General features: G+C 72.7%; 10 protein-coding genes and 1 tRNA gene. 5 read left to right on the top strand and 6 right to left on the bottom strand.

Annotation, left to right across the window (positions count from 1 at the left end):
- The first annotated feature begins 97 nt into the window (after positions 1-97).
- Positions 98-1534 carry a wax ester/triacylglycerol synthase family O-acyltransferase gene (locus JKP75_RS06520; protein ID WP_207146588.1) on the top strand — a complete coding sequence of 479 codons (1437 nt, stop codon included), beginning with the start codon at positions 98-100 and terminating at the stop codon, positions 1532-1534.
- On the top strand, positions 1531-2532 hold the full coding sequence (locus JKP75_RS06515) for an NAD-dependent epimerase/dehydratase family protein (protein WP_200492098.1): 1002 nt from the start codon (positions 1531-1533) through the stop codon (positions 2530-2532). Before JKP75_RS06520 ends, JKP75_RS06515 begins: the two co-directional genes overlap by 4 nt.
- 10 nt (positions 2533-2542) lie before the next feature.
- On the opposite strand, the gene JKP75_RS06510 is transcribed toward JKP75_RS06515, so the two are convergent.
- Positions 2543-3457, bottom strand: coding sequence for an alpha/beta hydrolase (locus JKP75_RS06510; RefSeq protein WP_309229578.1), 915 nt, complete (start codon positions 3455-3457; stop codon positions 2543-2545).
- 217 nt (positions 3458-3674) lie between these two features.
- On the opposite strand from JKP75_RS06510, the gene JKP75_RS06505 reads away from it, so the two are divergent.
- Positions 3675-4487 (top strand): triacylglycerol lipase, encoded by an 813-nt coding sequence (locus JKP75_RS06505; RefSeq protein ID WP_200492100.1) that lies wholly within the window; start codon positions 3675-3677, stop codon positions 4485-4487.
- 16 nt (positions 4488-4503) lie between these two features.
- Here the strand turns inward: JKP75_RS06505 and JKP75_RS06500 are convergent, their stop codons facing one another.
- Entirely contained in the window at positions 4504-5289 is a 786-nt protein-coding gene (locus tag JKP75_RS06500) for a hypothetical protein (protein ID WP_200492862.1), read from the bottom strand.
- Between the two features lie 450 nt (positions 5290-5739).
- Between JKP75_RS06500 and JKP75_RS06495 the strand changes: the two genes are divergently transcribed.
- Positions 5740-6312, top strand: coding sequence for a hypothetical protein (locus tag JKP75_RS06495; protein ID WP_200492102.1), 573 nt, complete (start codon positions 5740-5742; stop codon positions 6310-6312).
- Positions 6313-6575: 263 nt separating this feature from the next.
- Here JKP75_RS06495 and JKP75_RS06490 read toward each other — a convergent pair.
- From JKP75_RS06490 to JKP75_RS06480, 3 genes are all read right to left on the bottom strand, one after another.
- A tRNA-Val gene (locus JKP75_RS06490) sits at positions 6576-6650 on the bottom strand.
- A 38-nt stretch (positions 6651-6688) separates the two neighbouring features.
- Positions 6689-7150 (bottom strand): peroxiredoxin, encoded by a 462-nt coding sequence (locus JKP75_RS06485; protein WP_200492103.1) that lies wholly within the window; start codon positions 7148-7150, stop codon positions 6689-6691.
- Between the two features lie 22 nt (positions 7151-7172).
- On the bottom strand, positions 7173-7592 hold the full coding sequence (locus tag JKP75_RS06480; protein WP_200492104.1) for a DUF3052 domain-containing protein: 420 nt from the start codon (positions 7590-7592) through the stop codon (positions 7173-7175).
- A gap of 234 nt (positions 7593-7826) precedes the next feature.
- On the opposite strand from JKP75_RS06480, the gene aceE reads away from it, so the two are divergent.
- The gene (aceE, locus tag JKP75_RS06475) at positions 7827-10628 is read left to right on the top strand and encodes a pyruvate dehydrogenase (acetyl-transferring), homodimeric type (protein ID WP_200492105.1); all 2802 of its coding nucleotides are present in this window, start codon (positions 7827-7829) and stop codon (positions 10626-10628) included.
- On the opposite strand, the gene JKP75_RS06470 is transcribed toward aceE, so the two are convergent.
- Positions 10621-11823 carry a M20 family metallopeptidase gene (locus JKP75_RS06470; RefSeq protein ID WP_200492106.1) on the bottom strand — a complete coding sequence of 401 codons (1203 nt, stop codon included), beginning with the start codon at positions 11821-11823 and terminating at the stop codon, positions 10621-10623. The two genes, aceE and JKP75_RS06470, sit on opposite strands and share 8 nt — an antisense overlap.
- Between the last annotated feature and the right edge of the window lie 33 nt (positions 11824-11856).

Here is an 11856-nt window from a genome sequence, read left to right as displayed (position 1 = left end):
CAGGCGACACGCCTACTTTCGGCGGCCAGCGACGACGTGACGGGCCCCTCGCCCCAGCAGCGGTCCGAGGGGCGGCGAGGAGCAGAACGTGGACCGGATGAGCGCTCTCGACAGCGGCTTCTACTTCGCCGAGAGCGAGAACACGCCCATGCACGTCGGGTCCGTGGCCGTCTTCGACGGTCCGGCACCGAGCTACGGCGACGTCGTCCGGCTGCTGCTCAGCAAGCTGCCCCTCGTGCCGCGGTACCGGCAGCGGGTGCGCGAGGTGCCCCTGCAGCTGGGCCGGCCGATGTGGGTCGACGATCCGCACTTCCAGATCCTGTACCACGTCCGGCACACCGCCGTCCCGCGCCCGGGCGGCGACGAGCAGCTGCGCAACCTCGCCGGCCGCGTGCTCGGCCAGCGCCTGGACATGTCCAAGCCGCTGTGGGAGCTCTACCTGATCGAGGGTCTGGCCGACGACCGCTGGGCGATCATCTCCAAGGTCCACCACTGCATGGTCGACGGCGTCGCCGGCACCGACCTCATGCAGCTGATGTTCGACCTCTCCCCCGACGCGACCCACGACGAGCCGCGCGACTGGTCGCCGCAGCGCACACCGACCAGCGCAGGCATGGTGGCCGGCGCCGTGGCCGAGGCCGTCGCGCACCCCTTGCGGCAGCTGACCTCGATGCCCGGGAGCGGGGCCGCCGGACGGCTGGCCAAGCAGGTCCTCGACTCGGGGAGGACGGTCGCCTCCACGCTGCCGTCCCTGGCCAAGCAGGCGCTGGTGCCCACGGCCCGCTCCCTCAACGGGCCGATCGGCCCGCACCGTCGCTGGGCGTGGACCTCCACCGACTTCGCCGAGCTCAAGGAGGTGCGCACGGCGCTGGGTGGCACGGTCAACGACGTCGTCCTCACCTCGATCACCGCCGGCTTCCGCGACCTCCTGCAGGGCCGCGGGGAGCTCACGTCCGAGAAGCTGGTCGTGCGCACGATGGTGCCGGTGTCGGTGCGCGCCGACAGCCAGCGCGGCACCCTGAACAACGCGGTCTCCTGCGTCTTCGTCGACCTGCCCGTGGGCGACCCCGACCCGCGCTCCCGGCTGGACTCGATCCGCGGGCAGATGGACGAGTACAAGAAGGCGATGCAGGCGGTCGACGTCCCCTCGATCATCGCGATGGGGGACTTCGTCGCGCCCACGCTGCTCTCGCTCGGGGTGCGGGCCGCCCTGACGGCCGGTCAGGTGTGGTGCCAGGCGGTGACGACGAACGTGCCCGGCCCGCCGATCCCGCTGTACGTCCTGGGGCGGCGGATGTGCTCGGCGTACGCGTACGTGCCCATCGCCGGCGGCACGCGCTGCTCCATCGGGATCTTCAGCTACCAGAAGACGATGACCTTCGGGATCAACGCCGACTTCGACGCCTTCGCCGACGTCGACGTGCTCTCCGGCGGCATCCGCCGCGGCATCGAGGAGCTGCTGGAGCTCGCCCGCGCCGAGCAGAGCACCCCCGGGGTGCCCCGGTCCGAGGTGCCCCAGCCGGCGGCGCGGTGACGCCGGCCGGGCTCACGGTCGCCGTCACCGGGCCCACCGGCACCTTCGGCGCCGGGCTGGTCCCGCTGCTCGAGGACGACGACCGGATCGCCCGCGTCATCGGGCTGGCCCGTCGGCCGTTCGATCCGGCGGCGCGCGGCTGGTCGAAGATGGAGTACCGGCAGGGCGACGTCCGGGACCCCGACGCGCTGCGCGACGCGTTCGCCGGCGCCGACGTCGTCGTGCACCTGGCCTTCCTGATCGCCGGCAACGCGTCGCGCGAGACGATCCGCGCGATCAACGTCGAGGGCACGCTCAACGTCTTCCGCGCCGCCGCGGCGGCCGGCGCCCGCCGGTTCGTCTACGCCTCCTCCGTGGCCGCCTACGGCTTCCACGCCGACAACCCGGAGCTGATCGACGAGGACTGGCCGGTGCGCCCGGCGGCCCGGCTGTTCTACGCCCAGGAGAAGGCCGAGCTGGAGGAGCTGCTGCAGCACGAGGCGCAGGCCGCGCCCCAGCTCGCGCTGTACCTCCTGCGGCCGCCCGTCGTCCTGGGCCCGAACGCCCTGGGCGCCAAGGACGTGCTGCCGGGGCCGCTCGCGCCGCTGGGCCGCCGGCTGCTCGGCCGCCCGCGAAGGCTCCCCCTGCCGATCCCGCTCCCGGTGCCCGAGCACCCGATGCAGCTCGTCCACGAGGAGGACGTCGGCCGCGCGCTGCAGCTGTGCGTCGTCGGCGCCGGCCCGCCGGGTGCGTACAACATCGCCGGCGAGGGCGTCGTCACCGCCGCCGACGTCGCCCGCGAGTTCGGCGCGCTGCCCATCCGGCTCGCGGCCGGCCCCGGGCAGGTCGCCGCCCGGGCGATCTCCCGGCTGCCGTTCCTGCCGCCGGTGGCCGAGTGGGTCGAGGCCGCCTCCCGGCCGGCCCTGATGGACACCACCCGCGCCCGCGAAGAGCTCGGTTGGCGGCCGCGCTACACCGGGCTCGAGGCGCTGCGCGACACCCTCCGCGACCAGGGCTGAGCCGGGCCCATCACGCCCCGGCGCGGGCCTCCGCGAGCCCGGCCAGCCACGGCAGCACCTCGGCGGCGAGCCGCTCAGGGCACTGCAGCTGGGGCACGTGCCCGACCCCCTCCATCTCCACGTAGCGCCAGTCCGGGTGCCGCCGGGCGACGTCGCGGGCGGCCTGCACCGGGATGAGCCGGTCGAGATCGCCGTGCACCAGCAGCACCGGTCCGCCGACCCGCTCCATCGCCCGCCGGTAACGCCGCGGGTCGGCCAGCTGGGCCAGCAGCGAGCGCGCCGCGGCCAGGTAGGCGCGGTCCATACCGGCGTGGTCCTCGCGCTCCTCCAGCAGCACCACCGAGCGGTCGATGACCGCCGACGGCAGCGTGTCCGGGTCGACGCCGACCAGGCGCAGCATCTCCCGCACCCGCTGCAGCGGCGTCTGCCGCGCGCGGCGCAGCCAGAGGAATCGCTCCCCCACCACCGGCATCGCGTACAGCGCGAAGGTGACGGCGACCAGCGGGTCCAGCGCCCGCCGCGGGCCGGGGATCGCGGGGTCCAGCAGCACCAGGCCGCGCACCGCCTCGGGGTGGGCGGCCTGCTCGAGGATCGAGATCATCCCGCCCATCGAGTTGCCCACCAGCACGGCAGGCTCGCCGGCGACCTCCTGCAGGAACCGGTGCAGCACCTCGACGTTGGCGTGCACGGTCGCGCGCCGGCCGCCGGGCTCGCTGCGGCCGAACCCGGGCAGGTCGATCGCCAGCACCCTCGCGTGCGGCAGCAGCAGCGGGGCGAAGGTGTCCCAGTTGAGGTGCGAGCCACCCAGGCCGTGGACGAGGACGACGCGCGGACCGCCGTCCGGACCGCCGAAGTCGACGTAGTGGACCGGGCCATCCAGGTCGACCGTCCGGCTCTCCCCCGGAATCTGCTGCTCCGCCGCCACTGCCGACCGCCCTCTCGTCCCGCCGCTGTCGGCCGCAACGGTGGCACGGGCGGCCCCCCGGCGCCCGGGCAACCGTCGCGGTGGACCGGAACGGAAGCGTCTGCCGTGACCCAGGACACATTCTGGCAACATCCGCCAGCGTGTTCGGGAAGCGGTGTGTGAGCCAGGCCGCAGATTGGTACTGGCCCGTACCAAGGACGTAACACGGGAGGTCGGCGTGGCACGACAGCAGGACGACGGACCGGCGCTGCCGCTCTACCTGAGCGAGCCCGGTCGCGCGGTCGCCGACTTCGGTCTCTACCTGGCGGCGCGGCCGCTGACGCAGCGGCTGCCCAAGGGCGACGGGCACCCGGTGCTCGTGCTGCCCGGCCTGCTGGCCGACGACGTCTCGACCACCGCGTTGCGCAGCACGCTCCGCCGGCTGGACTACCGCGTGCACGGCTGGGGCCTGGGCCGCAACATCGGCCCGACCGCGCTGTGCGTCAACGGCCTGCGCGACAAGCTCGACTACCTGCACGGCCGCTACCGCCGCCCGGTGACGCTCATCGGCTGGAGCCTGGGCGGCATCTTCGCCCGCGACCTCGCCCGCCGCTCCCCCGACCAGGTCCGCCAGGTCCTCACCCTGGGCAGCCCGTTCCGGCTGACGAAGTTCAGCCAGACCCGCGCCGCCAAGGTGTTCGACCGGTACTCACACCTGCACGTCGAGCAGCGCACGCTGCCGCTGGAGCCGGAGAACGAGCCGCTGCCGGTGCCGGCCACCTCGATCTACTCGCACTACGACGGCATCGTGCACTGGCAGACCTGCCTGAACACCCCGGGCGAGCGCTGCGAGAACATCGCCGTCACCGCCAGCCACCTGGGCCTGGGGCACCACCCGGCGGCGCTCTGGGCCGTCGCCGACCGGCTGGCCCAGCCGGAGGGCTCGTGGACGCCGTTCCAGGCGCCGCGCTTCCTCCGCCCGGTATTCCCGAAGCCGGCCGAGGCCACCCCGTGCTCGCCGGTCGGGACCCTGGAGGGCTCGGCCGCCTGAGGGCGGGCACCGGCCGCTACGACCCCGGCGCGGGACGCTCAGCGTCAGCGGCGGCGTCGTCGTCGCCCAGCAGGGCGCGCAGGCCCAGCACCGCCAGCGGGATGACGGCCGGAAAGGCCAGGAACCAGATGCGGCCCAGGTTGCTGGCGATGAGGAACGGGATCACCAGCGCGGCCGGCACCAGCCAGACCAGGCGGCGCGGCAGTTCGCCGGTCCGGCGGTTGCGGAGCAGGCCGAGGACGAACAGCGGCCCGGCCGCACCGAACACGAGCGCCAGCTCGCGCAGCGTGTACGGCAGCCCCGACCAGCCGAGCACGTCGGCGACCTGCCGGTCGAACCGGTCCAGGTTGTACCGGTAGCCGACGTCGGTCGGCGCGACGACGAACCGGAGCAGCAGGTAGCCCAGCACGCCGGGGGCGAAGCAGGCGAGCTGCCGGACCCGGTCCGGCCACGTCGCCGGGAGGACCAGCACCAGCAGGGCCGCGAAGACCGTCGTCTCGCGGACGAACATGCCGACGCCGGCGATGAGCACCAGCGCCCCGTTCCGGCGGGCGACGACCGCCCACGCCGCCAGCGTCAGCACCGCGTGGCTCCACGCGTCGACCAGGACCGCGCCGCCGAAGCGGAGCACCGGCCAGGCGCCGAGGAAGAGCAGCGCGCCGGTGAACCCCTCCGCGGCGGTGAGGCCCAGCCGGCGCAGCAGCAGGGAGACCGCCCAGGCGGCCACCGCCAGGCCCAGCAGGTCCAGGACGGCGAAGGCGACCCGGACGTCGTGGACCTCGGGCCGGCCGAACGCGAGCACCCAGCCGCGGGCTGAGGAAGGGCACGACCACCCGGTAGCGGAACGGCTTGGGGACGCCGTCCAGGTCGCCGGTCAGCGCCATCCGCGCGTAGGCCGCGGAGTCCCCCGTGTCGCCCCCGGTGGCCGGGTCGTCGATGTCGAACTCGCGGTAGCCGACGTAGGCGATCGGCGCGGCCGCCAGCGCGAGGACGAGCAGCAGCACCGCCTCGTGGCGCAGCGCCGAGGCGCGACGGGTAGCCGGGGTCGCGGTCACCGCACAGCGGTACCCCGGCGGCATCCCCCGGGATGCACGCGGCGAGCTACACCCGGCTACGAAATTTCCCCATCTCGTTCTCAGGGCGTTCTCTTTGGCGACAGAGTTGCGTTCCGAAGCTTCCAGTAAGAGCGAGGGTCGTTATGGTGCGTCCGATCCCGATTGCGGCCGATCGCCCCCGAAGGAGAGTTAACTAGATGAGACCTGCCGTTGTACTGATCGCCGTTGGCCTCTGCCTGCTGGCCGGTTGCAGTTCTGACGATTCCGCGTCCGACAGTGCCGACTCAAGCGAGACGTCGAGCTCCGCGTCCTCGGGCGCGCCGGAAGATCCGCGGGGCGTCGCGGCATCTGGGGACGAAGACCTGATCGAAGACCTCTGCTCCGACTATTGCCAGACACTGATGGACAATGACCAGATCTGTCCTACCGGAACCACAGACCTGCTCTCTTGCTCGATACCGCTGGCAGAGGGAATCGACGCGGTGAATGACCTGGCTGACGCTTCAGAAGAACTGGACCGTTCGGACCCGGAGCGTTACGAGGCTCTGGACGACGCCATAGTCGCGGCTCGGGACGCCTACGACGACTGGTCGGACGACACCAAGTGCAAGATGGTCATAGACATTCAGGACCCGTTCTGGTGGCGGGTCAGCGGATCGACTGAAGAGATCGGGCGCATGAACGTCTTCGCATGTTCGGCGAAGGCGGCATCGGCCGGATACACCCAATCCTCGGTTGGAGCCGTGCTTCGAAATCTGTCGAGAAGCTGATTCCGATGATGTCCCTGCGGGGCGATCCGGAGCAGGGGCGTCCCGCCGGGATGTCGCCGCCATTTCCACGTCGCGCTCACGACGTCCACACAGTGACGCTGAGATCCAGGGCCCTGATCGGACCCCGCCTGGACGGAGCTCGTGGAACGTGAGCAACCCCCCGGACGAACTCCGCTCATCTACGACGACCGGCACGACGTGCGGGTCGCGGACTTGGCCGGCCAAGGCGAGCCAACGCCACCCGACATTGGTCAGCGGCTTACTGGTGGGCGCGGCAGGGTTCGAACCTGCGACCGCTCGCTTGTAAGGCGAGAGCTCTACCGCTGAGCTACGCGCCCCGCGCGCCCAGGGTAGAGACCCCGGGCGCCCGGTCGGGTCAGGCCGCGAGCTGGGAGACGGCGTCCTTCCAGCCGGACTGCTCGCGGGCGTCGCCGGGCTGGTTGACCTCGGCGAAGGCGATCTTCCCGTCGGCGTCGACCAGGAAGGTGCCGCGCACGGCCATGCCGGCCTTGTCGTTGAAGACGCCGTAGGCCTGGGCGGTGGCGCCGTGCGGCCAGAAGTCCGACAGCAGCGGGAAGTCGAAGCCCTCCTGCGCCTTGAACGCCTTGAGGCTGAACACCGGGTCGGTGCTGACCGCGAGGACGCGCACGCCGGCGTCGGTGTAGTTGGCCAGCTCGTCGCGCAGCTGGCACAGCTCACCGGTGCAGATGCCGGAGAAGGCGAAGGGGTAGAAGACCAGCAGCACGGGGGTGCCGCGCAGCTCGGCCAGGGAGACGACCTGCTTGTCCTGGTCGGGGAGGCTGAACTCGGGGGCGACGTCGCCGACGGAGAGGCTCATGCGCCCGATCGTGCCGTACGCCTCAGCGTCGGCTGCGGGCGGTCTTCGGGCTGACCAGGCGGATGCCCGACCAGTCCTTGGCCGCGGAGACGCTGCTGGTCTGCTGCAGACCGGCCGTGGGGGCCACCTCGGTGACGTCACCGGGCTCGACGTGGCCGGGGCGCCCGGACTTGGGCACGAGCAGCCAGACGACGCCCTCCTCGCCGAGGGAGGTGATCGCGTCGGTCAGGGCGTCGAACAGGTCGCCGTCGTCCTCGCGCCACCAGAGCAGCACGACGTCGGCCACCTCGTCGGTGTCCTCGTCGACCATCTCGCCACCGGAGAGCTCGATGATCGCGTCACGCAGGTCCTCGTCGGCGTCCTCGTCCCAGCCGAGCTCCTGCACGACCATGCCCGGCTTGATGCCCAACCGGGCCGCCATGCCGGCGCTGTCGACGCTCATCCGTACTGCTCCTCCTGGGTGGACCTGCTGCTGATCGATCGGGGTGGTGACGCCGTGCCGGCCGGCCGTCCGCGCGGGTGCGTCAGGGGCCGTTCGAACCGGGAGCCACGTGGGCGGAAGCGTAGGGCATGACCGCCACGGCGCAAGCGCGACCGACCCCTGCGCGGCCCCGGACTTGCCGGGCGACGGGCCAGTCACGTGACGCCCGGCTCCCCGAGGGGGAACGATGGGGGCATGAGCGCACAGCAGTCGGACGGCGACCCCGCCCGCGACCTCGGCGCACCCCGCGCGGTCATCACCGACGGGCTGCCCAGCCAGCTCCCCGACACCGACCCGGACGAGACGCAGGAGTGGATCGACTCCCTCGACGCCGTCGTCGGGCACGCCGGCCGTGAACGCGCCCGGTACCTGATGCTCCGGCTGCTCGAACGCAGCCGGGAGCAGCAGGTCGGCGTCCCCGGCCTGCGCAGCACCGACTACATCAACACCATCCCGCCCGAGCGCGAGCCGTGGTTCCCCGGCGACGAGCACGTCGAGCGGCGGATCCGCGCCTACATCCGGTGGAACGCCGCGATCATGGTGCACCGCGCGCAGCGGCCCGGGATCGGCGTCGGCGGGCACATCTCGTCCTACGCCTCCTCCGCCTCCCTGTACGAGGTCGGCTTCAACCACTTCTTCCGCGGCAAGGACCACCCCGGCGGCGGCGACCAGATCTGGTTCCAGGGGCACGCCTCCCCCGGCATCTACGCCCGCGCCTTCCTCGAGGGCCGGCTCTCCGAGCAGCAGCTCGACGGCTTCCGCCAGGAGGTCAGCCACCCCGGGGGCGGCCTGTCCAGCTACCCGCACCCGCGGCTGATGCCGGACTTCTGGGAGTTCCCGAGCGTCTCCATGGGCCTGGGCGGGATGAACGCGATCTACCAGGCGCGCTTCAACCGCTACCTGCACGACCGCGGCATCAAGGACACCTCCGACCAGCACGTGTGGGCGTTCCTCGGCGACGGCGAGATGGACGAGCCGGAGTCGCTGGGCACCATCGGCCTGGCCGCCCGCGAGGAGCTGGACAACCTCACCTTCGTCGTCAACTGCAACCTGCAGCGCCTCGACGGCCCGGTGCGCGGCAACGGCAAGGTGATCCAGGAGCTCGAGTCGTTCTTCCGCGGCGCCGGCTGGAACGTGATCAAGGTGATCTGGGGCCGCGAGTGGGACCCGCTGCTGGCCGGTGACCGCGACGGCGCCCTGGTGAACCTGATGAACCAGACGCCGGACGGCGACTACCAGACCTACAAGGCCGAGGACGGCTCCTTCGTCCGCGAGCACTTCTTCGGCCGCGACCCGCGCACCCGCCGGCTCGTCGAGGGCATGAGCGACAAGGAGATCTGGAACCTCTCCCGCGGCGGCCACGACTACCGCAAGGTCTACGCGGCGTTCAGGGCGGCCCAGGAGCACAAGGGCCAGCCCACCGTCATCCTCGCCAAGACGATCAAGGGCTGGACGCTGGGCAGCCACTTCGAGGGCCGCAACTCCACCCACCAGATGAAGAAGCTGACCGCGGAGGACCTCGCCCTCTTCCGCGACCGGCTCTACCTGGACATCCCGGACTCGGAGCTGGACAAGACCCTGCCGCCCTACCTCAAGCCCGACCCGGACTCCGACGAGATGCAGTACATGCTCGAGCGGCGCCGGGCGCTGGGCGGCGCGGTGCCGCGCCGGCGCGCGGAGTTCAAGACGCTCAAGGCCCCCGAGGACAAGGCGCTGGACATCCTGCGCAAGGGCTCGGGCAAGCAGGAGGTGGCGACGACTATGGCGTTCGTCCGCCTGCTCAAGGAGCTGCTCAAGGACCCCGAGCTCGGCCCGCGCTTCGTGCCGATCATCCCGGACGAGGCGCGCACCTTCGGCCTGGACTCGTTGTTCTCCTCGCACAAGATCTACAACCCGGGCGGGCAGCGGTACACGTCGGTCGACCGCGAGCTGATGCTGGCGTACAAGGAGTCCGAGCAGGGCGTGATCCTGCACGAGGGGATCAACGAGGCCGGCTCGACCGCCTCGCTCACCGCCGCCGGCACCTCGTACGCCACGCACGGCGAGCCGATGATCCCGATCTACATCTTCTACTCGATGTTCGGGTTCCAGCGGACCGGCGACTCGATCTGGGCGGCCGCCGACCAGATGACCCGCGGCTTCCTGCTCGGCGCCACCGCGGGGCGGACGACGCTCAACGGCGAGGGGCTGCAGCACGAGGACGGCCACTCGCTGCTCCTGGCCGCCACCAACCCGGCGGTCGTCTCCTACGACCCCGCGTTCAGCTTCGAGGTCGCGCACATCACCCGCGACGCCCTGGTCCGCATGTACGGCGAGGACCCGGGCGCGCCGCTCGGCGGGACCCGCTCCCCCGACGTCCTCTACTACCTCACCGTCTACAACGAGCCCTTCCACCAGCCGGCCGAGCCGGAGGGCCTCGACGTGCAGGGGCTGCTGGCCGGCATGTACCGGTACGCCGAGGGGCCGGCCGGGGACGGGCCGAAGACGCAGCTGCTGGCCTCCGGCGTCGCCGTGCCGTGGGCGCTGCGCGCGCAGGAGCTGCTCGCGCAGGACTGGGGCGTCTCCGCCGACGTGTGGTCGGTGACCTCCTGGACCGAGCTGCGCCGCCAGGCCGAGGAGGTGACCCGGCACAACCTGCTGCACCCCGAGGAGGAGCCGGGCACCCCCTACGTGACCGAGCGGCTGCAGGAGACCGTCGGCCCGGTCGTCGCGGTGTCGGACTGGATGCGCGCCGTCCCCGACCTCATCGCGCCGTACGTGCCCGGCGGGCTGGCGTCGCTGGGCACCGACGGGTTCGGCCTGTCCGACACCCGCCCGGCGCTGCGCCGGCACTTCTCCGTCGACGCCGAGTCGATCGTCGTCCGCGCGCTCGCGTCGCTGGCCGACGAGGGGCAGGTCGACCGCGCCCGCGTGCGGGAAGCCGTGGAGAAGTACCAGGTGCGCGACGTGCAGGCGGCTCCCGCCGAGGAGCGGTCGGACCCGTCGCCGGCTACCTGAGGGCGTCGAGCGCCATCTGCGCGTACAGCGCGACGCCCGCCGGCAGCGGCTCCTCGTCGAAGACCACCAGGTTGGAGTGGTTGGGCGGCGCCCCGGCCGGGTCGACGCCCGGCGGGCGCGCGCCCAGCCAGGCCAGCGCGCCCGGCACCTCCTGCAGCACGTAGGAGAAGTCCTCCGCGCCCATGAGCGGCGCGGGCAGCAGGACGGCGGCCTGCTCGCCGAGCATCGCGCGGGTGGTCTCCAGCACCCGGGCGGCCGCCCCGGCGTCGTTGATCGTCACCGGGTACCCCTGCTCGTGGTGGACGTCGACGCCGAGGTCGTGGGCCGCGGCCACGTGCTCGGCGACCCGGTGCAGGGCGGCGACGACGTCGGCCCGCCGCTGCGCCGACAGGGTGCGGATCGTGCCCTCGAGGAAGGCCGACCCCGGGATGACGTTGTTCGTCGACCCGGCCTCCAGGTGCGCGACGGTGAGGACGGCGGGGTCGAACACGTCCACGCGGCGGGTGATCATCGACTGCAGCGCCAGCACGATCTCCGCGGCGGCGGGGATCGGGTCGGCGGCGGCGTGCGGCTCGGAGGCGTGCCCGCCCCGGCCGCGCAGCGTGATCGACCACTGGTCGGCGGCGGCCATGACCGGCCCGGGCCGGACGTTCACGCTGCCGCTGGCGAAGGTCGAGGAGATGTGCAGCGCGAACGCGCCGCTGACCGGGGCCTCGGGGACGACGTCGAGCAGCCCCTCCTCGAGCATGAACCGGGCGCCGTGGAAGCCCTCCTCCCCCGGCTGGACCATGAACACGACCTGCCCGGCCAGCTCGTCGCGGCGCGCGGAGAGCAGCCGCGCGGCGCCGACCAGCATCGCGACGTGGGTGTCGTGCCCGCAGGCGTGCATCACGCCGGGCACCTCGGAGGCGAACGGCAGGCCGGTGTCCTCCTGCACCGGCAGGGCGTCCATGTCACCGCGCAGCAGGTAGGTGGGGCCGGGCCGGGCGCCGCGCAGCACCCCCACGACCGAGCTGGTCCGCGTGCCCATGGTCACCTCCAGCGGCAGCTCCGCGAACGCCTCGAGCACCGTCGCCTGGGTGCGCGGGAGGTGCAGGCCGATCTCCGGGTGCCGGTGCAGCCGGCGGCGCAGGTCGATCGTGCGGTCGGCGTCCTCGTACGCGGCCGACAGCAGGTCGGCGGGGGTGCTCGGCATGGCCCCACTCTCGCCCAGGCCGCCCGCCCGCGC

The organism is Blastococcus sp. TML/M2B, from assembly GCF_016612865.1.
Lineage (GTDB): Bacteria > Actinomycetota > Actinomycetes > Mycobacteriales > Geodermatophilaceae > Blastococcus.
The sequence above is the reverse complement of the archived record's forward strand: the minus strand, read 5'-3'. Positions and strand labels throughout refer to the sequence as shown.

What these genes read in the sequence shown, in the direction of transcription:
- JKP75_RS06520 (WP_207146588.1), top strand. Translation starts at nt 98, where the DNA reads ATGAGCGCTCTCGACAGCGGCTTCTACTTCGCCGAGAGCGAGAACACG.
- JKP75_RS06495 (WP_200492102.1), top strand. Translation starts at nt 5,740, where the DNA reads ATGAGACCTGCCGTTGTACTGATCGCCGTTGGCCTCTGCCTGCTGGCC.
- JKP75_RS06485 (WP_200492103.1), bottom strand. Translation starts at nt 7,150, where the DNA reads ATGAGCCTCTCCGTCGGCGACGTCGCCCCCGAGTTCAGCCTCCCCGAC.
- JKP75_RS06470 (WP_200492106.1), bottom strand. Translation starts at nt 11,823, where the DNA reads ATGCCGAGCACCCCCGCCGACCTGCTGTCGGCCGCGTACGAGGACGCC.
- aceE (WP_200492105.1), top strand. Translation starts at nt 7,827, where the DNA reads ATGAGCGCACAGCAGTCGGACGGCGACCCCGCCCGCGACCTCGGCGCA.
- JKP75_RS06480 (WP_200492104.1), bottom strand. Translation starts at nt 7,592, where the DNA reads ATGAGCGTCGACAGCGCCGGCATGGCGGCCCGGTTGGGCATCAAGCCG.